The sequence below is a fragment of the Virgibacillus sp. 6R genome (assembly GCF_001895305.1).
GTDB lineage: Bacteria > Bacillota > Bacilli > Bacillales > Amphibacillaceae > Virgibacillus > Virgibacillus pantothenticus.
Genome location: NZ_CP017762.1, coordinates 83,959 through 106,694 on the forward strand (window position 1 = coordinate 83,959; position 22,736 = coordinate 106,694).

The following is a 22,736-nucleotide window of genomic DNA, read 5'->3' on the forward strand; positions in this document are numbered from 1 at the left end:
ATACGTTAGTACTGTAAGATAAATGTTAAATAACTCAACAACATTTAGGCTAAGAAGAAAAAGGAGGTATATCATTATGAGTGGTGGATATGGTTACGGTGGTGGATTCGCGTTAATCGTTGTATTATTCATTCTATTGATTATTGTTGGTGCTGCATGGCTCTAAAATAAAGAAGCTTCTTACATGGTTAAGCAGCACACGAAAATAAAAGCCGGCCTCTCCAGGCTGGCTTTTTATTCATCGTCGCTTTCGGATTCAGTTGATTCATCACACTTTTGATAAAACTCCTGAATTTCTTTCGTCGTAGAGACAGAATAGTTATTTCGATAAAGCTTATCGATTTCACTAACCATCTTCCTTCCGATGCCTAAATTACGATGTGATGGATTTACGGACACATGCTGAATAATAGCATCAGTTTCATTTTCAATCCGGATCCCAATCGCCCCTAGAACATCATCTTCTTCCTTCCATAAATACAAATGCCAATCAGAATTGGTTTCATATTCTTTAATCGTTTGCTGTAATTTTTTAACATCCTTTTCTTCAGGCATAAAAGAAAGCAAACCCATGGCTATTTTTTCTAAATTTTTCTTAAAGCGAATTAACATAAATACCCCTCATTAACAAAATAGCTTATCGACATACTTTAGACAAACAAGCTATTGGTTTTAAGCGGACAACATGATAACTGTATATGAAATAAGATTCAACAATGCAAGCTCATAATTATATTTGCATGTTTCCTTTGTTTTGTCAAATATGTAGTCGAGATGGATCTTATACAAACTTTATCAAAACCAAGCAAAATCACTCATTTTTTAATGTTGCTATTTAGCAGAAGTTGTAAAATGATTCGTCCATCTGTCTGTTTTTCATTCCACTGAAAAGGAATCAAATTAACGACCGCAATCCAAAGATTGAACCACATAAACAGGTGAATGAAAAAGGAAGAGGCAATCTGACTAATTCCCCAAAACATAATAGCTATTAGACTACTGAACAAAGGTCCAGCAGCAGTTATAAGAAGCTTTTCCCGTCTGGTATAGTCAGGTTGACGAACACTAGTAGCCATACCTCCTGCAAAAAATAAGGGGGCAATGGTAAAGTGAAATCTACCCACGTTTATTATTTTTTTCACAGTCCCTGCGCCAATAGATATATAGACCTTTTCTGCTCGAAAAAACCATGCAGCTACAGCATGCCCAAATTCATGGCATAATATACTTATCGGAGCGACAAAAACTATGAGGTAAAACAGCAGAAAAGCATGCATCATTTCCACCTCAGCATAAAGTAAAGCTTCATTCAGTTGGGGGCCATCCCCTGCGGTTTGAAGTAGAAAAAAGACTATAACCGCAGGCTTCCTTGAAAAAGTAAACATTCGTTTTCTGCGTGACAAGCACTCTGCGATCGACTTCTTGTCGACCCGAACGAATCGGGAATGCAGGCGCCGTTACCTTCCGCTTGAAATATTGTACCACCCATAAAACTCTTAAAGCAAAAACCTTACATTAGAATACATAGTTAGGCAGTATAAACCTTGACTTCCTTCATGACGTCTCCATTTTTCATCGACGTTGCAAACTCCATTCCCGTAGTTACTTGACCAAATACGGTATGAACACCATTTAAATGAGGTTGTGGTTCATGTACAATGAAAAATTGGCAACTTCCTGTATCTTTTCCAGCATGAGCCATAGACAAGGAACCTTCTTGATGTTTATGCGGATTTCCTTCTGTTTCACATTTAATCGTATATCCTGCTGATCCTGTTCCGTTACCAACTGGACAGCCCCCCTGACTGACAAATCCCGGGATGACGCGGTGAAAAGTTAACCCATTATAAAAGCCTTCATTAGCTAGCTTTTCAAAATTTGCAACCGTGTTTGGAGCAGCATCCTCATATAAATCAAATTCAATTCTATTATCGTTTTCCATTAGAATATATCCTTTTTTTGCCATTCTATAAATCTCCTTTGCTAACTGGACTAAGGTCCATTTTATCATTTAATGCTAAGCGTGCAAAGTAATTACCATGTGTTGAGTCTGTCAGGTATTTAAGAAAACTACTCTCGATTTTGTGCTTTGCTTGCTTTTAGCGGTATGGACAAAAGAATTTTTTATTAAACCCGTCTATAAAAAAGATTACGGATGGATACATACAACCACCGACATATACTTCGCGCACTTTAATCAGAAGTGAAGGAGGCCTTTCATCCCCCCGGCTATTGTTAGGTATCCGCTAGCCCCTAACTTATTCCTTTCAAAGATGAGAGCCTTCTTCTTAATCACTTAAAATTGTGAATTTGCTGTCTATCTTCTCGCAAGCAGTTTACTCATTCCCAAGGAACTATTCATAACTTAAATCGTGACGGATGATATCTTGATAGGTTTCTCGCTGGACGACAAGCTTATCTTCGCCATTTTCTACAAACACAACTGCTGGCTTGGCAAAACGATTGTAATGATTCGCCATCGAATATCCATACGCGCCCGTTGAAAAAACAGCTAAAATATCATTCTGCGAAACATGTGGTAATGGAAGATCCCAAATAAGCATGTCGCCTGATTCACAACATTTACCGGCAATCGATACGTTTGTTTCTGTTGGTGCAGCTGCCTTATTAGCGAGCACAGCTTCATACTTTGCCTGATACAGTGCTGGACGTAAATTATCTGTCATACCTCCATCAACCGCTACATAATTACGGATTCCTGGAATTTCTTTCATTGCACCTACTGTATACAAAGTAATTCCAGCATTACCAGCGATTGCTCTTCCTGGTTCTAACCAGATTTCCGGCATTGGAATAGCTAATGCTTCTACTTGCTTTTGTACCTCGTTAACTAACTCTTCTACAAATGGGGCATAGGAAATAGGCGCGTCATCTTTCGTGTAGCGAATTCCATAACCTCCACCTAAATTTAACACATTCGGTGTATAACCATGCCTCTCCTTCCATGTACGTAATTCCTGAAACAAAACACTTGTAGCGAGTATAAAACGATCTGTTTCAAAAATTTGCGAGCCGATATGGCAATGAAGGCCCTGAAAGCGAATATATGGATCATTATGCATTTGTAAAAACGCGGTTTCTGCTTGTCCGTTTTGTAAGTTGAATCCGAACTTGGAATCTTCATTCCCAGTCATAATATAGTGGTGTGTTTTTGATTCAATCCCTGGTGTAACGCGCATTAAAACATCCATCTGTTTATCATACGTTTTCAATAAGCTGCGAATATGTTCAATTTCTTGAAAATTATCTACCACAATACACCCAATATTATGTTCTATCGCCATCCTTAGTTCAGCAATGCTTTTATTATTCCCATGAAAATGTATCTTTTCAGTTGGGTATCCAGCATGTAAAGCTGTATATAACTCTCCTTCAGACACAACATCCAAATACATGCCCTCTTGTTTTATAACTTGAACCATGGCGATGGATGAAAAAGCTTTACTTGCATACGCAACTTTTGCAGTTACGCCCATATTTTGAAATGTGTTTACAAACGCCCGACAATTGTCGCGAATCATTTGGACATCATAAACATACAAAGGAGTACCATATTTTTTCGCAAGCGTAACACTGTCTAAACCGCCTATTTCTAAATGACCTTGTTCATTTACAGTAAATGGATGGTTATCAATTATCATAGCTTTCAACGACCTCCGTAATCCCTTCAACGCAAGTTATAATTAAAAACTTTACCACACCAATGTATAAAAGAAAAGAGACTTGTGAAAAAAGTCGACCTCTTAGCAAAATATTGGTGTGGATATTTGCACAAAAATTATTTTTCAGGCTGACGATAATTATTTTTTGGATGAACAATGCTTGGTCTACTGTTCGTATATGGAACAGGAATTCGAACAAGCGTATGCAGCATTGCACGGGGATTAAATGGAATAAATGGCCATAAATAAGGTGTTCTTAGAGATTTAAGATGAATTAGGAACAGGATATGGACTAAGAACATACTAACAAAACCAATTAAACCAAATAAACCGGTAATTATCACAAATATAATATTGACTATTTTATTGGACACGCTCAATTCATAACTCGGCGTTACATAACCCCCAATCGCGCTGACAGATACGTACAATATAACTTCAGGACTAAACATTCCAACATCAATGGCAATTTGACCGATTAAAACAGCGGCAATCAACCCCATTGCCGTTGACAAAGGGGTTGGCGTATGAATAGCAGCCATACGAAGGAACTCAATACCAATAACCCCCATAATTATTTGAATCGGAATAGAAATATTCCCTTCTTCATTTGGACCAATAAAGGCAAGTTGTTTTGGCAATAAATCTGGCTCCATCACAAATAATAGCCATAATGGCAGTAAATACATGGAAGCAAAAACTGCCATTATACGAATCCAACGAATAAATGTCCCAATTGCAGGTGTTTGGCGATATTCTTCTGCATGCTGTAAATGGTGAAAAAACGTAGTTGGTAAAATAATCACACTCGGAGATGTATCGACTATAATTAAAACATGCCCTTCTAATAAATGGTTTGCAGCAACATCTGGTCGTTCCGTATAACGTACAAGTGGATATGGGTCCCACTTTCGATTAATAATAAATTCATCAATCGTTTTATCTGCCATCGAAATACCATCTACTTCAATTGCTTGAATCCGGTCTTTAATCAATTGAATAAGTCCTTCATCAGCGACATCATCAATATAACTTAGACAAACATCTGTTTTTGATCGTTCCCCTACTTTTAGCATTTCATTGCGTAATCTCGGGTCTCGAATTCTTCTTCTAGTTAATGCTGTATTTTCAATAATATTTTCCGTATAGCCATCTCTAGAACCGCGGACTACTCGTTCAATATCTGGTTCTTCGGGCGTTCTTCCGGGATAATTTCGTACATCTATCACAAAAGCAAATCGTTCTCCATCTATAAAAAGAACGATTAACCCGGATAACATTTGATCTATAGCTTCATCCATTGTTTTAACTTGTTCAACTTGTTGATGAATGAGACGGTTTTCAACGATTTCTGGAAGTTTTCTACCATTTGATTCATGATCATTCAAATTTACAAGTTCTTTCAATAAATCTTGAATAACAATTGAATCACATAACCCAGTCACATAATAAATGTGAATATCACGCTTTAATAATACAAGCTTGCGAAATCCTAAGTCAAAGGACACACCTATTCCCAATCTGGTTTTCATATAGTTTTCTGTATGTTTTAACTTGGGATTCACAGGGATCTTTTGATCATGTTGTGTCATATGTATGCCCCCTTTATATTTTACGTAAAAATAAAATTTAAGCCTAAAAGTAGTTTTTGTTGGTTATCGTAGGCTTTTTTGCTTATTGCTTTACAAAATATAACCACTGAAATAAAGAACCAGCTATTTTACCAAACACAATCGCCATTAGCAGCCAGAGTAGATATTTTTCAATTCCTATCCGTTTGTATAATATCGGAAATACATTTAACACCTCTGCTAATGCAGCTGCCAGCATCCCGTTAAAAACCCCTTGGAGTAATCCCCATACAGCTATAACAATGAAAGAATTCCCCCACGTAATCGAAGTAAATGATAAATAGGTTCCAAACAAACTACCTAAAAGGATGCACGCTGTGTAAATAGGTAAGAACATTTCCGTTTTACTTAATTGAATTAGCCGAGGTACGATTCCTAAAATAGTAATAAACGCTACATAACCAGCCCCAACAGCAAGTCCTGCACTAAATCCAATTAAAGCTTCAAGAAGGTGTATGAGGAGGATCGACATCGTTGCATGCATTTTCATAATGAATGACGTAGTTATCCAAATCTTGCTGATAATTGTAGATCTCTACTTCTAAAGGACTCGGTTCTTCGTTAAAGCGTTTATTAAACCAGTGATTAAAAAAAAGCAACATACCTATCCCTAAACCAAAAGAATACGGAATTTGCAGCCATAAAGGGTATTCCTCCTGTTCTCCTGTCAACAAATAATGAATTTTTTGATGCACTTCCTGCATACTTACATCATAATGAAAGTTCATAATCGTCATAGCTGTTCCGACAAAGATTAACACCCAAACTCCTAAAGCAATGAAAACAGAAGGAGATTTTCGTTGCTTCTGGATCCGAACAATCGTTTGATTCGGACCAACTAATTGGAATTCTAAATCTGGAAAATCACGATTCAAGTAGTCAATAACTAAAAAGCTGTCGATCACGACAATGTTTTTATCTTTCTTACCTAAACGGTATATTGGTATATCTTCAAGCTGACTTTTTTTTGCATCATTTGTAGAAATAACAGCAATATCCTTTAGCCGTAATACTTGATACCTAGTTAGTTCCATATTTTTTTTCATACGCAAATAAACCTGATGGTTCGGCATCCTTCTCCCTCCAACTGCTAGTGAACTTGTATCATTTAGTATTTACTAAAACAGTGAAATTTACACGGTTTATTTATGTAGAGGTTGGATTAGCAAAGAACTATACCGATTATCACAAAAATAATCCCGTATACCTCATTGGGTAAACGGGATCTTGTAACAGCCAGTTTCAGTTCGAACAAAGAAATCTAGGCATCAATATAAAGCTTCATTTCTTCCAGAATTTTTTTCTCCAATCGAGAGACTTGAACTTGCGAAATACCAAGACGTTTTGCTACTTCGGATTGCGTTTGGTCTTTGTAGTAGCGCAAGTAAACAATTAGCCTTTCTCTTTCACTGAGACCACGAATTGCTTCTTGTAAAGTGATTCGTTCAAACCATTTTGAGTCTTCGTCCGATATTTGATCTAATAACGTAATTGGGTCACCATCATTCTCAAATACGGTTTCATGAATCGACTGAGGAGATTTACTTGCTTCTTGAGCATGAACAACTTCCTCTGGTGAAATGTCCAATGCTTCTGATATTTCATTTACTGTTGGTGATCTACCGAATTTCTTTGTTAATTCATCTTTTTTCTTTCGAATACGATTACCTGTTTCTTTCAGTGATCGACTTACCTTCACAGTCCCATCATCCCGAATAAAGCGTTGGATTTCACCAATAATCATCGGAACAGCATAGGTAGAAAAACGCACATCATAAGATAGATCAAATTTATCAATGGACTTAATGAGGCCTATACTTCCAATTTGGAACAAATCATCAGGGTCATATCCTCTATTAATAAATCGCTGTACAACAGACCAAACGAGGCGCATATTTTTTTCCACTAACATATCTCTTGCTGCTTTATCACCATGTTGACTTTTTTCTATTAGTGTCTTTACTTCTTCATCTGTTAGCGCTTCGCTTCTATTATCCCCTTGCACATTAACCTTCATCGGCAAAACCCTTCACGATGAGCACACCGTTTTCGCGTTTGTCAATTGTTTCGTCATGTGTACAGTCGTTCCCTGACCAGGGTTAGATATAACCTCCACCGTGTCCATAAAATTTTCGATGATTGTAAATCCCATGCCAGACCTTTCTAACTCAGGTTTGGAAGTATATAACGGTTGCCGGGCTTCATCAATATCCTCGATCCCCGTGCCGTTATCTTTAATGGTTAATTCAACCTCTCCATCCATTATTGCACAAGTTATCGTTACTTCATGATACGGTTCATTATTATAAGCATGAATAATACAGTTGGTTACGGCTTCTGATACGACTGTTTTGATTTCTGTAAGCTCATCCATTGTCGGATCTAGCTTACTTACAAAAGCAGCTACTGTTACTCTGGCAAAAGATTCATTTTCACTAACACTTGAAAAGGTAACTGTCATTTCATTTTTCACGATGCCACCCCCAATGTTTCTAAAGCAAATTGTTCATTCTCCTCTAAGCGAACAATCTTAAATAACCCTGACATTTCAAATAACCGTCTGATAGGTGGAGATATGGAGCAAACTACCATCTCCCCACCTAACTGCAATACTTCTTTATACCTCCCTAGTACAACTCCGAGACCAGAACTATCCATAAAATCCATGGCTTCCAGATTTAATACAACATGTTTGACATCATGTTCATACATCACTTTTTTCCATTCCATACGCAGTTGTTCTGCTTCGTGATGATCTAATTCTCCGGCAAGCCGGACGACTAATACATTCTCCTTTACAGCAAATGTTGAATGAAGTCCCATTGCCATTTCTCCTCCTTATTTCTTAACTGCCGATACTTTTATTAATTCGAGCATCTAGACTATAAATCCTGCTAGTTGACAAAAGAAGAAGTAGTTCCCCTAAAAAAGAACTAATTAATCATTTTTCGCCAATTTTTGCCATGTTCGCTTCCAAAGCGTACCATACGAAGCATTATCAATCGATTCTTTAACGGTCAGATCACTTCTGGATAGTATATTTTCCCCATCCTTTACAATTAGCTCCCCTACGGTCTCCCCTTTTTGCACGGGAAGCTGCATATCTTCTTTCATGGCAATCTCTGTCGTTACATTTTCCATCGAGTCTCCTCGCTTAAATAATGTGCTGATCGATTCTGAAGCTACTACATCTGTTTGTTTATTTTCAGCCTTAGTTAGTTTTAACTCCGTGATTTTATCCCCTTTGTCAAATAACTTTTTCGTCTGAAAATGATTGAAGGCATAGTCAAGCATTTGGGAAACTTGTTCATTTCTTTCTTTAGAAGAGCTAGAACCCATTACTACTGCAATAACACGCATATCTTCTTTTTCCGCAGTTGCGGTTAAACAGTATTTTGCATCACTTGTGTAACCTGTTTTAAGACCATCAACGCCAGAATAAAATTTAACTAATCGATTTGTATTAACGAGCCAAAATTCATTCTCTTGTCCTTTGCGTAAATAATCCTCATAAATGGAGGTATAGCTGGTAATATCCTCGTACTTCAATAACTCTTTTGACATCACAGCCATATCATAAGCTGTGCTGTAATGATCATCAGCAGGAAGTCCTGTTACATTTTGAAATTTGGTATTCTTTAGTTGTAATTCTTTTACTTTCTCGTTCATTTTTTGTACAAAAGCCCCTTCGCTTCCGGCTACGCGTTCTGCCAAAGCAACACTTGCATCATTTCCCGAAGCGATTGCAATTCCTTTTAATAGATCATCCACAGTCATTTCTTCTCCTGCTTCCAAGAAGATTTGTGATCCGCCCATGGAAGCCGCATGTTCACTAACTCTCACTTTTTCATCCAGTTTTAACTTCCCTTCATCCAAAGCTTCCATGATTAATAACAAAGTCATAATTTTTGTCATGCTTGCTGGTGATAGTTTTTCATGTTCATTTTTATTAAATAGTACTTTTCCCGTGTCACGCTCCATCAAAAGAGCCGATTTTGCATCGTTCGCTAGATTTTGATCTTTCGTACTTTTCTTTTCTTCTGCACTTGCAAAAGTCATTGTATTCATAGTTATTATACATACGATGCTAATGATCCATAGAGCCTTTTTCATTCTTTTCCCTCCAATATTTCTATGTAGCTTGTTCAAATACTGCTTTGGATGTTTTAAAAGTAAAAACATACTCCTAGTTTTATTTCAGACGACATACATATAGGTTCGCCAATTTTTTCATTTTTTATACCAATCTTATAATTCATTTATCGTGAATGTAAGGTTCGGCACAACTCCACTTCAAGAAATGAAAGTGAAACAAAGAAACTTGGGAGATTACGGCAGCTAAATTCTTATTCTTGCCTGTAAACTGTCGATTGCAGAAGGTGCGACACCAAGTAAAAATTCTTCTTTTTTAAATGGTGAACAAAGGCTCGGGGCGCCCGTTTAGCAACGTAGCGAATGGAACGGAATCAACTAAAGATTTAGGAATCACGCCACTAAAACTGGGGTATGCCGACGTGGGCGGCAAGCCCGTTTTTAGTCGGCCTTCCCCTTAGCGACAAACCGATGATGACTTTTTTCGTAGGGCGCATTTCTAAAGTCGCATAGTTGCTTAGCTCATGCGCCGGATGTGACTAGTCGGTTATTTCGTTATCCCCAAGCACATCAATTTATAGGTTCCTATACAACAAGGAAAACTACGTTAGCGACGTATTACACACAGAAATAGTGTTATTTTTTTCGGAAAGAGGAACTTTATATTTTATTAGTAGAGGACATAAACAAGGTTATACTAAATGAAGTTTCACTGTATAAAAGTATCCTGTTGCATAAATTAGATACTAAAAAAACTTATTTTGGTCACTTGAAAAAATAGCCGCAAACGGAATATAGAATGCTTTGTATAAAAAAAGCCATCCTGTTCGATACAAATATATAAAGGTGTACCTGTCCTACTTCGTAAAAAAAGACCCTTCACTGCGTAAAATGTACCCTATAGGGTAGACGCTCTAAAAAAGCCTACCTATAGGGTACAATTCACAGTTGTCAAGGGTCTTTAATTATTTTATTATTCTGTTACCATACCATGAATTAATGTTGGAGCTTCTATTTCACCTGCTGAAATTGAAATACTACGATAAAGCTTGTCTTTCACTTCGTCAACGTCTTCTGAATTTGTGTGAATCGTAAGTAAGGATTCTCCTTCTTTTACTTCGTCCCCAATCTTCTTATGCAGAACAATACCAACGGCTAAGTCAATGACTGCATCCTTTGTTGCTCTTCCAGCACCTAGCATCATTGCTGCTGTTCCAATGTCATCAGCTATGATTTCGGCGACTTTTCCAGAAGATTTAGCTGGCAACTCGATTTGATATGTTGCTTGTGGGAGAGATTCTGGTTGATCGACAACAGAGGCATCGCCACCTTGTGAGTTTAGGAAAATTTTAAACTGCTGTAATGCCTTACCATTATGGAGATTTTCCTCTAATTTTGCTCGAGCTTCTTTAATTGTTGTGGCCTGCTTTGCCAACACAACCATTTGACTTCCTAATGTCAAACAAAGCTCCGTTAGATCTTCAGGACCATTCCCTTGCAATGTTTCAATTGCTTCTTTTACTTCTAATGCATTTCCAATTGCATTACCTAGTGGCTGACTCATATCTGAAATAACCGCCATCGTATTTCTGCCTACTTTGTTTCCAATGGTGACCATAGCAGTAGCGAGTTCCTTTGCATCGTCCAAATCTTTCATAAATGCACCAGCGCCTGTCTTTACATCGAGCACAATAGCATCAGCGCCTGAGGCAATTTTTTTACTCATAATAGAACTAGCGATTAAAGGAATGGAGTTAACGGTTGCTGTTACATCTCTTAAACCATAGATTTTCTTATCTGCTGGAGTAAGGTTTCCTGATTGACCAACTACCGCTACTTTATTTTTGTTTACTAATTCAATAAATTCATCATTTGATATTTCCACATGAAAGCCTGGTACAGATTCCAGTTTATCAATGGTACCACCTGTATGACCTAAGCCTCTACCACTCATTTTTGCTACAGGCACACCTACAGAAGCGACTAACGGTGCAAGAATTAAGGTTGTTGTATCCCCAACTCCACCAGTGGAATGCTTATCTACTTTTATTCCATCAATCGCTGATAAATCAATCTGATCGCCTGATTCTACCATTGCCTGAGTCAACTCTGCTCGTTCCTGATCATTCATATCCTGAAAATAAATCGCCATTAATAGTGCGCTAACTTGATAATCAGGAATTTCCCCATTTGTATAGCCTTGAATAAAAAATTGAATTTCCTCTTTTGTGAGTGCTTGGTTATCTCGTTTCTTCTCAATAATGTCATACATACGCATGTTTATCACCCTTACCTTTCAGGAATAGTTTGGATAACTTTCTTGACGAATTGCAGAAAAGATGCTTTCACTTGTTCAGTTGTTTCAATTACTTCATCATGCGTTAATGGCTGATCGAGAATTCCAGCAGCCATATTTGATATACAAGAGATACCTAGTACTTCCATACCTGCATGAGCTGCTACAATAACTTCAGGGACCGTTGACATTCCTACCGCATCTCCTCCTAACGTTCGAAGCATGCGAACTTCAGCAGGTGTCTCATAAGATGGACCAGTATTACCAACATATACCCCTTTTTGTATCGACAGACCAATCTCTTGAGCACAAGATTCCGCATGGGCAATCAGTCTCTTACTATACACTTCAGACATGTCAGGAAATCTCACTCCTAAACAGTCATCGTTTCTGCCGATTAACGGATTTACGCCCATATTGTTGATATGATCTGTAATTAACATCAGATTACCAGGTTGAAACTGCTCGTTAATTCCTCCAGCGGCATTCGTGACTAGTAAGGTTTCAATTCCAAGTTCCTTAAAAACACGAATCGGGAAAGTAACTTGTTGCATTGAATATCCTTCGTAGTAGTGAAAGCGTCCTTGCATTGCAATCACTGGTTTGCCTTTTAGCAGTCCTGAAACTAATTGTCCTTTATGACCAGAAACTGTTGATTCTGGAAAATCTGGTATCTCCTGATATGGGATTGTTACTGCATCTCCTATTTCTTCCGCTAAGACACCTAGACCAGACCCAAGTATTAATCCAATTTTAGGCTTATGTGTTAATTTTGTTTGTAAAAATGTACTTGCTTGTTGCATCGCTTCTTGATTCATTTCTATTCCCCCTCACCGTTTAAATTGTATTTAAAAAGCTTGTGCCATGCTGTGGTAGTTTAACTTGGAAATTATCTGCAATGGTCGCACCAATATCAGCAAACGTTTCACGAATTGGTAATTCCTTTCCTTCTTGTATACCGTTATGATAAACAAGTAATGGAACATATTCTCTCGTATGATCTGTACCGTGATGAGTTGGGTCATTTCCATGATCGGCAGTGATGATTAACAGATCATCATGCTGTAATTTCTCTAATACTTCTGGAAGACGAGCATCATAAGCTTCCAAAGCTTCAGCATAACCATCCGGATCGCGACGATGTCCATACTTCGCATCAAAATCAACTAAATTTAAAAAGCTAATTCCAGTAAAATCTTCCTTCATGGATTCTACTAATTTTGTCATTCCATCATCGTTATCTTTTGTACGGATGGCTTTTGTAACTCCTTCACCATCGTAAATGTCACATATTTTCCCTAATGCAATGACATCATAATTGTTTTCCTGTAATTCGTTCATGACCGTTTTTCCAAACGGTTTTAATGCATAGTCATGTCGATTAGCAGTTCGTTCAAATGCGCCTGGTTTTCCAATGAATGGACGCGCAATTACACGACCAACCATATATTTTTCATCTAATGTTAGTTTACGAGCTATCTCACAAATACGATATTGTTCGTCAATGGGAATAATTTCTTCATGTGCAGCGATTTGCAAGACTGAATCGGCAGAAGTGTAGACGATTAAAGCTCCTGTTTCCATATGCTCTTCACCGAGCTCCTCAATAATTTTCGTCCCAGATGCCGGTTTATTACCAATTACTTTACGACCGGTCTGTTTCTCCAACTCTTGGATCAGTTCATCCGGAAAGCCCTCTGGAAATGTGCGAAACGGTTGCTCAATATGCAGCCCCATGATTTCCCAATGACCTGTCATCGTATCTTTTCCATTGGAAGCTTCTTTCATTTTTGTATAATGGGCTTTAGGTGAAGCCGCTTTCTCAATTCCTTGAATTTCTCGGATATTACTTAACCCTAAACTTGCCATGTTTGGCATGTGAAGACCTTTCCGATGAGCAGCAATATGCCCAAGTGTATCCGCACCCTGATCATTAAATTTATCTGCGTCTGGTGCTTCTCCAATACCTACAGAGTCCATCACAACTAGAAAAATACGTTTGAATTTTTTCAATGTTGTTCCCTCCTTATAGTTATTATGTTCCCGAAAATAATCGGAACTATGTCTACATTATCATCCAGTGGTAGGATGTCAGACAACTATCATAAAAAAATTATGCTCTTGGATGGTAACTTGTATAAACATCCTTTAGCCTAGATTTTGTTACATGTGTATAAATTTGTGTTGTTGAAATATCTACATGCCCAAGCATTTCTTGAACAAGGCGCAAATCAGCTCCATTTTCTAATAAATGTGTAGCAAAAGAGTGACGTAACGTATGAGGAGTAATTGCTTTTGTTATTCCAGCTTCCAAAGCCCTTTTCTTTAGAATTTTCCAAAATCCTTGGCGTGACAATGGTTTTCCGTGTTGATTAACAAACAAGGTAGCAGTTTCTGGGTGACGCTTTATTAACTTTTCTCTCCCTTGTTGTAAATATGTTTCAATTGCGCGGATAGCTGTATTCCCAACTGGAACAATCCGTTCCTTAGATCCTTTGCCGACACATTGAATAAATCCCATCGTCAGGTGCAAATCCGAGGTTTTCAATGTAATCATTTCGGAAACCCGTAAACCTGTTGCATAAAGAAGTTCGAACATCGCTTTATTGCGTAACTGTAAAGGGCTTGTACCTTGGATGTTTAAAAGCGCATCCATTTCTTTGATGGATAAAACATCTGGTAATTTACGCTCCTTTTTTGGTGTTTCAATATGCAAACTTGCATCATGCGTTACTAGTTGCTCGCGAATTAAAAACTGATGAAATGCTCGAATCGAAGAAATATGCCGAGCAATTGTCGCTGATGATTTATGATTGTCCTTTAAACTGTATAAAAATCCCGTCATATCTGCTCGTGTAACTTCTTCCCAGTTGTTTTTTTGCACATTAGTTTTTAAATATTGCATATAGTTTGCGATATCTCTTTGATAGGAAGCCAGCGTATTTTCTGCTAGCCCGCGCTCAATTCGCAAATAATGGAAAAAATCTTCCGCACTATCATGTAACATCTTTCTACTCCCCTAAACGGAAAAATAAATGAATACGCTCGAAAAAACTATGCTCTTCCGTAAACACTTTCACCGCTGGCCCTTCTGGAGGGTCATAACGATGATAATGTTCGTATTCCGCATGCATGACGCGTAAACCGTAATAAAATAATAAAGTGAACGCAATAAAGAGACAAAATACTTTTAACATGTCCAAAAGCATCATTTTCATATCCATTACTCCTCTAAAAAATATCTTTATAAAAGATATGCAAAAATAGAGGCGTAATATACATAGAAAACATAAGAAAAAAGCATTTCTAACAAAGGATCTTATCTTTAATTTACCGCTTTTATGTTCATTTGTAAATGATTTTCCATTATATAAATAAATTCATTAGCATTTGTTTTTGAAAGTGCTTAAGTAGTAGTCACAAAAGTTGGTTGGCTGATAACTTTAAGCAGTAGGAAAATAGAAACATGGAATCCAGTTACCGGAGTAGCTTCATCATATGTATTCTCACGTTCTTACTCTGTCTTTTTCTAAGTAACAATGCTATAAATACGTGCTCCTAGTATAGTCTGTAAACTCAACTAGAAGCACTTACTGTTATCGTCTGGCACTGTTTACAAACTCCGTGAAACGTAAGTCGATGATCCTTTACCTGAAATCCCCATTCATTTTGGACGATTTTTTCAACCTCTTCAAGCAGATCTTCCTCTATTTCTTCTACGGAGCCACATTCAGAGCAAACGAGATGATGATGCGAGTGCTTGGCACCTTCTTTTCGCAGGTCGTAACGAGAAACACCATCACCAAAATTTATTTTATCAACAATTTTTAATTCCGATAATAATTCCAATGTACGATATACAGTTGCCAAACCGATTTCCGGTGCTATTTCTTTCACAAGTAGATAAACATCTTCAGCACTTAAATGGTCTTCTTCTCTTTCCAGTAAAACTCGGACAGTCGCCTCGCGCTGTGGTGTTAGCTTGTAACTTTGGGCGTGGAGCTGTTTTTTTATCCGATCGATTCGATGTTCCATTGGGCGATTACCTCCCTCATATCCCATCTTTATTATATGCTTGGATGAAAATTGTGTCAAAGCAAAATACTATTAGTTTATATTTAAAATAATTATAATATAATACTCGTTATTAGTAAAATGAACGAACCATCCACTGCATCGCCTCATTCGAAACAAACGTCTCTAATAAGGCAGCTATACTAGCAAAAAGTATTAGCAAAGAAAATAGTAGCACATATCTCCCAAATGGTTGGAATACTGGCTGTGCAATTCTATTGCTAAATAATTTGCTCAACAATGTTAAGGAAAAAATCATTGCCAAACTCCCCGCTATTATATATACGGGTATAATGAGAAAATTTTGCGGTGCAATTGATAAACTTGCCAGTAAAAGCCCGTTCATGCCAAGCTGATTAACCATAAATCCTACAGAGAACCCTACTACCAAACCTTTAAGAAAGATGAGAATCCACACTAATGGCAAGCCAATGACGGATAATCCTAGCACGAATAAAAGCAACAAATACTTTATATGGTAGAAAAAGCTATTTTTAAAAATTTCTATATATGCTGCTTGTTCATTATCCGTTACCTGCTTAAAAAAGCGTTCCAAATAAAAGAACAAATCTTGTTTTTGTACGAAATTCATACTGTTAACGAGGATTGCACCAAATATAATACCTGTTAAAAATAGAATAACCATAAACAAATATATGGTGGCGTGCTCTTTGACATGGTTGATGAGAAGCGTTTTATTTTTATGCATTGGAATCCTCCATTCAATAAACTGCTATAATAAAAACTATGAAGGTAACCAAGCAAAAATACCAATTTTCTATGAGCTTTCTATTAATTATGTCCATAAATGAGAGGTTTGTGTCAGCGAAACTTTAGCAGGATCCATATACTTGATTGAAAAGGCAGGAACTTTTCTTATTTGTAAACATCTGCAATAAAGTGAATCTTCCATCAGCGAGGCAGCGGTTCATTCATCCCCCAACGATTGTTAGTACTAGTACCATAATGGTATGATCTAAAGGCTTATTACGAAATAGGTCATTTAGGTGCTGTTATCTCCCACTTAGACTTATTACAGAACAGATTATCCAATTCCTGAAGTGGGAGTCTTACAGCACCTTATATACGGGATAAACCATTTTCGTTTCTAGCATCTCTATTTGATGGAACCGTATTTTCCCCCTCCACCTTCATGAACATGTAATTTACCATGTCGCATATCAATGATCGATTGAGCTATTGAATTTTGAACTACATTAGCAAGTTCCTCATAGGAGGCTTGATGAATAATGTACATCTCTGTGCCAAACTCCTTTAAAAGCTTCTCATATGTTTTCTTCCCTAAACCAGGCAAGTATTCTAACGGCACTTGATACGTATAGCCAGGCCGAGCAACATTACCTTTATCTGTATCTTTTAATGCTGCTATTCGGTCTGCCACTCCTTTGACGTATTTTCTCGAATGACAGTTAGGACAAATAGAGTCATCCCTCTTTAACTGAGATAAGCATTGGCTGCATACGGTTCTATAGTATTTCCCTAGTTTCGGGTTCATCCCATAGTTTTCTTTGACATGTCTTCCGTTTTTGTTATTTAATACGTATTGAAATTCCTTAAAGGACGGATGTTTCATTTGCAAATGCTGATATTCACGGGCAATTTTTCTTAATGAATGTGCGTCAGAATTGGTGAGATACGTAAAGCCATGTAATTCCTTTATCTGATCAGCCATGTACGTATCAGAACTTAGTCCCAGTTCCACCCCATCGATAAGATCTGGAGATAATATCTCTGTTAATGACTGTAAAACGCCTTTTCCGTACAAGCTTTTAAATGGTGTAAATATATGAGCAGGAATAAACACCCCTTGCAGTTCCTTTACCTTCCGTTGCAACTCGATTGCAGTACCATAAAAGCGTTGCGAGCTTAACGAAATATTCTTCATTCGTTTACTTAGCCAATCAGAAAACAACTCCATTTCATGGATACCAGGAAAATAACAAAGGACATGAACTGGTCCTTGACAGCGTTCATCATACACTTCAATTTCTGAACCTAACAGAAGTGTTACCGACTCGAATCGAACACCGCCTTCCTCTAATTCAGTAGCAATCCCTTGATAAATCAGCTGTTTTAGCTCCTGCAACACTGCAGGAGCTTGGCAATCAACAATACCAATCATATCAATCCCTTTATTTCTACTTGCTTCTTTTAAAATAGCTGGTAATGTTAAGTTGTTAGAAGCAGTAATCTTAACTGGCTTATGATACATATCGCGACCAATATGTATATGTAAGTCAGCAGTATACACAGATAACATCTTAACTCAACCCTAACGCGTGCAAGTAAAGGATGGCATAGTTGGTTTTTGCATCATGAATACGTTCTTTCTCTACATATTGTTTTGCTTCTTCTAATGTTAACTCAACAATTTCAATAAACTCATCCTCATCACCAGCTACTTTTTCTTCCAATGGTTGCAGCTGATTGGTAATGTATATGTGCATTAATTCATCTGCAAAGCCTGGGGACGAATAAAAAGAAGTTACAAATGACAATTCATCCGTTGTATACCCTGTCTCTTCTTCTAATTCACGGATAGCTGTCGTTTCAGGTTCTTCACCAGGCTCAAGCTTGCCGGCAGGGATTTCTAAAATAGACTTTTCTAATGGTTTGCGATATTGTTCAACCAACACAATTTTATTTTCTTTCGTTATTGGAATAACAGCTACTGCCCCAGGATGCTTAATAATCTCTCTTTTCGCTTCCTTACCATTCGGCAAACTGACATCGTCGACTTGTAAATGTACCACATGCCCTTTATATATTTGCTTAGAACGTATTGTCTTTTCTTCAAATTTTTTCATATCTATCACCCTTGTCTTGATTCGCTTCTTTCTTATTTTATCATAAATTATACGTGGTATGGATTGTTTTCAACGTTGTAAGTCGATAAAATGGAATTATTAGTCAGTAAATTTTACCGTTTACTTGTAATTTTAGTAACTTATCTTGTTAGCCACTAGAAACCTTACTTGATTTGATTCTTAGAAGTCTAGCAGAAACGACTTACTGCTATAGTCTACCATTCCCTCTTTATTGGTTTTTGAACCAGAGAGAGACCATTAAAAGCTTGAAAGGAGAAAAACAATGAAAATAAACCAGCTTGGCAAATCATCGATTTATTTATCTGAATTGACTTTAGGTTGCATGTCGCTAGGAACAGATGTACAAACAGCAAAATATATCATTGACCACGCTCTAGACAATGGGATTAACCATTTAGATACAGCTGATTTATATGATTTTGGAGAAAATGAAAGAATTATTGGGGAAGCATTGAAGCAAAAGCGAGAACGAGTCATTTTAACTACCAAAGTAGGCAATCACTTTGATAAATCAAAAAAGACCTGGTTCTGGGATCCATCCAAAAAACATATTCAAAATGGGGTTAAGGAAAGCTTGCAGCGTCTACAGACAGATTACATTGACTTTTATATGTTGCATGGAGGTACCATTGAAGATCCAATTGAAGAAACCATCGAAGCTTTTGAGGAACTAAAGCAAGAAGGACTCATTCGTGCTTATGGCCTATCATCCATTCGACCAAATGTTATCCGCGAGTATGTGAAAAAATCCTCTATCGACGGTGTTATGATGCAGTATAGTTTATTGGACCGTCGACCTGAAGAGGAAATGCTTGATTTGTTACATGAAAATCAGATCAGCGTTTTAGCAAGAGGCCCTTTAGCAAAAGGTATTTTGAGTAACAACGGAAATAATCAGATAAACAAAAAAGCAAAAGATGGGTTCCTTGGATATTCATATGAAGAACTCCACCAACTATACGGCAAGCTCACTTCGCTTGCCGAACCAATAAAGCTGAATGAGCTTGCATTACTATATGTCTTACAACATCCAGCTGTAGCTAGTGCAGTGTTCGGTGCAAGTTCTGTAAATCAGCTGAAAGAATCGATCACAAATAACGTCACCATCCCACTATCTGATCAGTTGTATCAGCAATTAAAAACATTAACCAAAGCGCTTACGTACGAAGCACATCGTTAACGAAAAGTTCTTTTAAACGCCTGTTGAACTAATTGGAAATAAGAAAATAGCAATATTCTAGCTACAAATGGAGGTCGACACGACTAAACGAATATAACTCTGAAGATAATTGATGTAATCATGTAGCTTCGGAAATGTATATATACTAAAGCGGGCGATTGAGAACCTACAGTGCAAGAGCAAGAGAAGGCTCACCACTGCCTACGGAAAGAGAAGTATATTTCTGGAGCGGCTTATATACCCATCCATTATTCTAGATAGTCTACTTTAATAAAATGAAACTGCAATCTGTGAGGGCTTTCTTTTCCGACTAAACGAAGTAAATCATCCTTAAAAAAGAGAAAACACTTTTTCTGCGCCTCCAGAGATGGCCATTTTATCAGGTCCAACGAATGGAGAATGCAGGTTCCGTCACCCCCACTTTGAATTTTATATATCTACTAAGGTTCCCCGAAGTGGGGGCTTTATGGCACTTTACATTCGGGATAAAATTTTTTGTTCCAGTCTTTCATCTACATTGACTTCTTTAAAAAAGAGCTCATACGTTTGTTATTCCACGAGTCAATTGCTGTTTAGAAATAAAAGGATTCAAAATACCCTCATGGCTTTTCAAACGAAATAACCCTTGCTCATAATCAAGTGTTAGTTTTTCAGAAAAAAATATTTCTTGTTGTTCTTCTATAAATGTTAGTATCCTTGGGTTAAACACGCGCTTATAACTTGGTTGCCGTTGTTTCACAAAGCGAATTGTTGCCATACCGTTCACTCCACAACCGCAACCTTCTGTATCGTACCATAATAATAAATACAAAGACGTTTGCGACTGTATAGTTTGCAACTCCTCCCAAGCTTTGTCCGTTATCAATAGTTCCATTATTAATCCCCTTTGTTCACGATTATTTTCGTGTAAACTGCTTTCGTAATAGTTTTTCAGTAACTGTTGGAAACATCTGATAGATTCGGCTGCCAATATCCATCCAAAATGGCAAATTTATTTCTCTTTTGGGAGCAAATAAATAGCGAACGATTTTTTTGGCTACCTTGTCTGGATCTAATATGTACCGTGCCACATTTTTCTCATAATTACCAGACGGGTCAGCAGTAAGGAAAAAATTTGTTTTCACTGGTCCTAAGTTTACAGCTGTTACATAAATATTACTTGCAGCCAACTCAAGACGTAACCCATTTGAAAACCCAAGTACCGCATGTTTTGTCGCTGCATAAATCGCCGCTTTTGGTGTAGCTACTTTACCCGCCTGTGATGCAATATTGATAATATGCGCTACAGGCTGTTGTTGAAAATAAGGCAGTAATTGCTTTGTTATAAAGATTAAAGCTGTTACATTTAATTGAAACATAGCATTCACTTCATCTTCTCTTATATCTTTCACTTCCGAAAAAATCCCCATTCCTGCATTGTTAATGAGACCATGGATGGGGTCATGCTTTATAGTAATCTCACTAATAACTCCACTTATCGCCTTTTTGTCTCGTAAATCGATGGAATAAATCGGACTTTGTACATGAAAAGATTGATATATACAATCACTCAATTGCTGTAATTTATCTTGTGAACGAGCTAATAAAATGGGAACTCCCCCATTCCTTGCGATGTGCCATGCTAATTTTTCGCCAATACCACTCGATGCCCCAGTAATGATTATTTTTTTATTTATCAATGATGCTTGCTTCATATACTATTTTTCCGTCCTCTTTTCTTTTTCTAACCCGTTCTAAGGATTCCAAATAATCTAATTGCCCAATCGTTTCCGACATGGTTAGGTCAATTTGTTTTTTAAACTGCTTCGGAAAAAGTTTGGTACATATTTCATATGGCGTTAACGCACATCTGCTCTGCTGTAGAATATCATAAACATAATCTGCCCGTTCCTCCTGCTTCGCTAAACGTGAGAAGATTAAATGTTGTGGATGCTCAACAATTTCACCGTGACCAGGTAACACCTTCTTGACACCTATATCAATACATTTTTGCAGATTCTTCCGGTATTGTAACATAGGCTGCGGTCGATACTCTATCGTTTTTCCTATTTCCGGCGGTTCCATGATCGGGTTGGAAGAAATATGTTGCAATATATGATCTCCGCCAATTAGAAGATGATCATGAACACGCAAAAACGATAGGTGACTTTGTGCATGCCCTTTTGTTTCAACCACTTTCCAATCTGGATGTCCAGGCAACGTATCACCTTCAACAAGAGGAATAGTCACTTCTCCTTTCCCTGCAAAATCCATCGTAGCTTCTAGCTGATCTAAAGCATGATAGAAGACTTTAGGAATACCGCTTTCAATAAAGTATTGTTCAAAGAAATGCATATAATGAGCCAAATACTGCTGATCCCTTGTGAGCCAACGGTCGACATTCGGGTGAGCAGCAATGTGCTTTGCTTTAGGAAATTGCTCTGTTAAACCAATATGATCGGGATGATGATGTGTTATAAAAATTTGTTCAATATCATTTGGGCGATACCCGAGTTCCTTTAATTGAGTCGTTAACGCTTCCCATGCTTCCTTTGTTTTCACTCCCGCATCCACGATTGATAATGTGTCTCCTGCTAACATATATACATGCACATCTCCTACTGCAAAGGGAGTTGGCAAGGTTATTTGACTAATGGTCTGTTCAATTACTTTCATTCGTTTGATTCCTCCAACTGAATCATCATTCATTTTTATATATTGTACTCTCTTTACAACATATTGTCGATTGTTTTAACTGGTTCTATCTAACCACGGATTGATACCCCTCATCTTTACTGCTAAAATGAGGCTTAACTATTTCCATCCCAATTAAGCATGACTCTGTTTATGTAAAGATGATCAAATGAACTAATATTTGACCATTTTTAAGGAGAACCATTATGCTAATAATACATCCATGAAGAGCATGTGAAAAGCAAGAATAAGAAGAGC

At 37.4% G+C, this 22,736-nt stretch carries 25 protein-coding genes; 2 read left to right on the forward strand and 23 right to left on the reverse strand.

What is annotated here, in order from left to right; translation table 11 throughout:
- Window positions 1–76 precede the first annotated feature (76 nt).
- Window positions 77–166: a YjcZ family sporulation protein gene (locus tag BKP57_RS00410; RefSeq protein WP_021291215.1), complete on the forward strand. Its 90-nt coding sequence runs from the start codon at window positions 77–79 to the stop codon at window positions 164–166.
- A 68-nt stretch (window positions 167–234) separates the two neighbouring features.
- Here BKP57_RS00410 and BKP57_RS00415 read toward each other — a convergent pair whose 3' ends face one another.
- The 20 genes from BKP57_RS00415 to BKP57_RS00510 all read right to left on the reverse strand — a co-directional run bounded on the left by BKP57_RS00415 (window position 235) and on the right by BKP57_RS00510 (window position 18,604).
- Window positions 235–612 carry a GNAT family N-acetyltransferase gene (locus BKP57_RS00415; RefSeq protein ID WP_050352987.1) on the reverse strand — a complete coding sequence of 126 codons (378 nt, stop codon included), beginning with the start codon at window positions 610–612 and terminating at the stop codon, window positions 235–237.
- A gap of 203 nt (window positions 613–815) precedes the next feature.
- Window positions 816–1,403: a M50 family metallopeptidase gene (locus BKP57_RS00420; protein WP_139325355.1), complete on the reverse strand. Its 588-nt coding sequence runs from the start codon at window positions 1,401–1,403 to the stop codon at window positions 816–818.
- Between the two features lie 125 nt (window positions 1,404–1,528).
- Window positions 1,529–1,966, reverse strand: coding sequence for a peptidylprolyl isomerase (locus BKP57_RS00425; protein ID WP_050352989.1), 438 nt, complete (start codon window positions 1,964–1,966; stop codon window positions 1,529–1,531).
- Window positions 1,967–2,354: 388 nt separating this feature from the next.
- Window positions 2,355–3,662 carry a diaminopimelate decarboxylase gene (lysA, locus tag BKP57_RS00430; protein WP_072740867.1) on the reverse strand — a complete coding sequence of 436 codons (1,308 nt, stop codon included), beginning with the start codon at window positions 3,660–3,662 and terminating at the stop codon, window positions 2,355–2,357.
- Window positions 3,663–3,799: 137 nt separating this feature from the next.
- Complete coding sequence (locus tag BKP57_RS00435; RefSeq protein WP_050352991.1) at window positions 3,800–5,275, reverse strand: spore germination protein; 1,476 nt, start codon at window positions 5,273–5,275, stop codon at window positions 3,800–3,802.
- Between the two features lie 82 nt (window positions 5,276–5,357).
- Window positions 5,358–5,804, reverse strand: coding sequence for a stage V sporulation protein AB (locus tag BKP57_RS00440; protein WP_269466270.1), 447 nt, complete (start codon window positions 5,802–5,804; stop codon window positions 5,358–5,360).
- A complete protein-coding gene (locus BKP57_RS00445; RefSeq protein ID WP_050352993.1) occupies window positions 5,758–6,387 on the reverse strand; it encodes a stage V sporulation protein AA in 630 nt (209 codons plus the stop codon). The genes BKP57_RS00440 and BKP57_RS00445 overlap by 47 nt, the downstream gene beginning before the upstream one ends.
- Window positions 6,388–6,575: 188 nt before the next feature.
- Window positions 6,576–7,331 (reverse strand): RNA polymerase sporulation sigma factor SigF, encoded by a 756-nt coding sequence (gene sigF, locus BKP57_RS00450; protein ID WP_050352994.1) that lies wholly within the window; start codon window positions 7,329–7,331, stop codon window positions 6,576–6,578.
- 12 nt (window positions 7,332–7,343) lie between these two features.
- Window positions 7,344–7,787, reverse strand: coding sequence for an anti-sigma F factor (gene spoIIAB, locus BKP57_RS00455; RefSeq protein ID WP_050352995.1), 444 nt, complete (start codon window positions 7,785–7,787; stop codon window positions 7,344–7,346).
- The gene (spoIIAA, locus tag BKP57_RS00460) at window positions 7,784–8,137 is read right to left on the reverse strand and encodes an anti-sigma F factor antagonist (protein ID WP_050353548.1); all 354 of its coding nucleotides are present in this window, start codon (window positions 8,135–8,137) and stop codon (window positions 7,784–7,786) included. The genes spoIIAB and spoIIAA overlap by 4 nt, the downstream gene beginning before the upstream one ends.
- Before the next feature lie 114 nt (window positions 8,138–8,251).
- Entirely contained in the window at window positions 8,252–9,427 is a 1,176-nt protein-coding gene (locus BKP57_RS00465) for a D-alanyl-D-alanine carboxypeptidase family protein (protein ID WP_050352996.1), read from the reverse strand.
- 952 nt (window positions 9,428–10,379) lie between these two features.
- A complete protein-coding gene (locus BKP57_RS00470) occupies window positions 10,380–11,684 on the reverse strand; it encodes a pyrimidine-nucleoside phosphorylase (RefSeq protein ID WP_072740868.1) in 1,305 nt (434 codons plus the stop codon).
- A gap of 11 nt (window positions 11,685–11,695) precedes the next feature.
- A complete protein-coding gene (locus BKP57_RS00475) occupies window positions 11,696–12,520 on the reverse strand; it encodes a purine-nucleoside phosphorylase (RefSeq protein WP_072740869.1) in 825 nt (274 codons plus the stop codon).
- A gap of 19 nt (window positions 12,521–12,539) precedes the next feature.
- A complete protein-coding gene (gene deoB / locus BKP57_RS00480; protein WP_072740870.1) occupies window positions 12,540–13,715 on the reverse strand; it encodes a phosphopentomutase in 1,176 nt (391 codons plus the stop codon).
- Window positions 13,716–13,815: 100 nt separating this feature from the next.
- Complete coding sequence (xerD, locus tag BKP57_RS00485) at window positions 13,816–14,709, reverse strand: site-specific tyrosine recombinase XerD (RefSeq protein WP_050352999.1); 894 nt, start codon at window positions 14,707–14,709, stop codon at window positions 13,816–13,818.
- 4 nt (window positions 14,710–14,713) lie between these two features.
- A complete protein-coding gene (locus BKP57_RS00490) occupies window positions 14,714–14,920 on the reverse strand; it encodes a DUF4227 family protein (RefSeq protein WP_050353000.1) in 207 nt (68 codons plus the stop codon).
- Between the two features lie 358 nt (window positions 14,921–15,278).
- The gene (gene fur / locus BKP57_RS00495) at window positions 15,279–15,737 is read right to left on the reverse strand and encodes a ferric iron uptake transcriptional regulator (protein ID WP_050353001.1); all 459 of its coding nucleotides are present in this window, start codon (window positions 15,735–15,737) and stop codon (window positions 15,279–15,281) included.
- A gap of 112 nt (window positions 15,738–15,849) precedes the next feature.
- Entirely contained in the window at window positions 15,850–16,485 is a 636-nt protein-coding gene (gene spoIIM, locus BKP57_RS00500) for a stage II sporulation protein M (RefSeq protein WP_050353002.1), read from the reverse strand.
- Window positions 16,486–16,893: 408 nt separating this feature from the next.
- Window positions 16,894–18,057 (reverse strand): endonuclease Q family protein, encoded by a 1,164-nt coding sequence (locus tag BKP57_RS00505; protein ID WP_072740872.1) that lies wholly within the window; start codon window positions 18,055–18,057, stop codon window positions 16,894–16,896.
- A 1-nt stretch (window position 18,058) separates the two neighbouring features.
- A complete protein-coding gene (locus BKP57_RS00510; RefSeq protein WP_050353004.1) occupies window positions 18,059–18,604 on the reverse strand; it encodes an NUDIX hydrolase in 546 nt (181 codons plus the stop codon).
- Window positions 18,605–18,887: 283 nt separating this feature from the next.
- Here BKP57_RS00510 and BKP57_RS00515 point away from each other — a divergent pair, with 283 nt between their 5' ends.
- Window positions 18,888–19,805, forward strand: a complete 918-nt coding sequence (locus tag BKP57_RS00515) for an aldo/keto reductase (protein WP_072740873.1) — start codon at window positions 18,888–18,890, stop codon at window positions 19,803–19,805.
- Between the two features lie 538 nt (window positions 19,806–20,343).
- On the opposite strand, the gene BKP57_RS00520 is transcribed toward BKP57_RS00515, so the two are convergent.
- Genes BKP57_RS00520 through BKP57_RS00530 form a run of 3 tightly spaced genes read right to left on the reverse strand, consistent with a single transcriptional unit; the run spans window position 20,344 to window position 22,493 of the window.
- Window positions 20,344–20,679 carry an iron-sulfur cluster biosynthesis family protein gene (locus tag BKP57_RS00520; protein ID WP_050353006.1) on the reverse strand — a complete coding sequence of 112 codons (336 nt, stop codon included), beginning with the start codon at window positions 20,677–20,679 and terminating at the stop codon, window positions 20,344–20,346.
- Between the two features lie 22 nt (window positions 20,680–20,701).
- Window positions 20,702–21,499, reverse strand: a complete 798-nt coding sequence (locus BKP57_RS00525; RefSeq protein ID WP_072740874.1) for an SDR family NAD(P)-dependent oxidoreductase — start codon at window positions 21,497–21,499, stop codon at window positions 20,702–20,704.
- Window positions 21,474–22,493 (reverse strand): MBL fold metallo-hydrolase, encoded by a 1,020-nt coding sequence (locus tag BKP57_RS00530; protein WP_232231283.1) that lies wholly within the window; start codon window positions 22,491–22,493, stop codon window positions 21,474–21,476. Before BKP57_RS00530 ends, BKP57_RS00525 begins: the two co-directional genes overlap by 26 nt.
- Window positions 22,494–22,736 lie beyond the last annotated feature (243 nt).

Excerpts from the sequence above, each read along its gene's own strand:
- BKP57_RS00410 (WP_021291215.1), top strand. The coding sequence starts at position 77 with ATGAGTGGTGGATATGGTTACGGTGGTGGATTCGCGTTAATCGTTGTA.
- BKP57_RS00415 (WP_050352987.1), bottom strand. The coding sequence starts at position 612 with ATGTTAATTCGCTTTAAGAAAAATTTAGAAAAAATAGCCATGGGTTTG.
- BKP57_RS00425 (WP_050352989.1), bottom strand. The coding sequence starts at position 1,966 with ATGGCAAAAAAAGGATATATTCTAATGGAAAACGATAATAGAATTGAA.
- lysA (WP_072740867.1), bottom strand. The coding sequence starts at position 3,662 with ATGATAATTGATAACCATCCATTTACTGTAAATGAACAAGGTCATTTA.
- BKP57_RS00435 (WP_050352991.1), bottom strand. The coding sequence starts at position 5,275 with ATGACACAACATGATCAAAAGATCCCTGTGAATCCCAAGTTAAAACAT.
- BKP57_RS00440 (WP_269466270.1), bottom strand. The coding sequence starts at position 5,804 with ATGAAAATGCATGCAACGATGTCGATCCTCCTCATACACCTTCTTGAA.
- BKP57_RS00445 (WP_050352993.1), bottom strand. The coding sequence starts at position 6,387 with ATGCCGAACCATCAGGTTTATTTGCGTATGAAAAAAAATATGGAACTA.
- sigF (WP_050352994.1), bottom strand. The coding sequence starts at position 7,331 with ATGAAGGTTAATGTGCAAGGGGATAATAGAAGCGAAGCGCTAACAGAT.
- spoIIAA (WP_050353548.1), bottom strand. The coding sequence starts at position 8,137 with ATGGGACTTCATTCAACATTTGCTGTAAAGGAGAATGTATTAGTCGTC.
- BKP57_RS00465 (WP_050352996.1), bottom strand. The coding sequence starts at position 9,427 with ATGAAAAAGGCTCTATGGATCATTAGCATCGTATGTATAATAACTATG.
- BKP57_RS00470 (WP_072740868.1), bottom strand. The coding sequence starts at position 11,684 with ATGCGTATGTATGACATTATTGAGAAGAAACGAGATAACCAAGCACTC.
- BKP57_RS00475 (WP_072740869.1), bottom strand. The coding sequence starts at position 12,520 with ATGAATCAAGAAGCGATGCAACAAGCAAGTACATTTTTACAAACAAAA.
- xerD (WP_050352999.1), bottom strand. The coding sequence starts at position 14,709 with ATGTTACATGATAGTGCGGAAGATTTTTTCCATTATTTGCGAATTGAG.
- BKP57_RS00490 (WP_050353000.1), bottom strand. The coding sequence starts at position 14,920 with ATGAAAATGATGCTTTTGGACATGTTAAAAGTATTTTGTCTCTTTATT.
- fur (WP_050353001.1), bottom strand. The coding sequence starts at position 15,737 with ATGGAACATCGAATCGATCGGATAAAAAAACAGCTCCACGCCCAAAGT.
- spoIIM (WP_050353002.1), bottom strand. The coding sequence starts at position 16,485 with ATGCATAAAAATAAAACGCTTCTCATCAACCATGTCAAAGAGCACGCC.
- BKP57_RS00505 (WP_072740872.1), bottom strand. The coding sequence starts at position 18,057 with ATGTTATCTGTGTATACTGCTGACTTACATATACATATTGGTCGCGAT.
- BKP57_RS00510 (WP_050353004.1), bottom strand. The coding sequence starts at position 18,604 with ATGAAAAAATTTGAAGAAAAGACAATACGTTCTAAGCAAATATATAAA.
- BKP57_RS00515 (WP_072740873.1), top strand. The coding sequence starts at position 18,888 with ATGAAAATAAACCAGCTTGGCAAATCATCGATTTATTTATCTGAATTG.
- BKP57_RS00520 (WP_050353006.1), bottom strand. The coding sequence starts at position 20,679 with ATGGAACTATTGATAACGGACAAAGCTTGGGAGGAGTTGCAAACTATA.
- BKP57_RS00525 (WP_072740874.1), bottom strand. The coding sequence starts at position 21,499 with ATGAAGCAAGCATCATTGATAAATAAAAAAATAATCATTACTGGGGCA.
- BKP57_RS00530 (WP_232231283.1), bottom strand. The coding sequence starts at position 22,493 with ATGAATGATGATTCAGTTGGAGGAATCAAACGAATGAAAGTAATTGAA.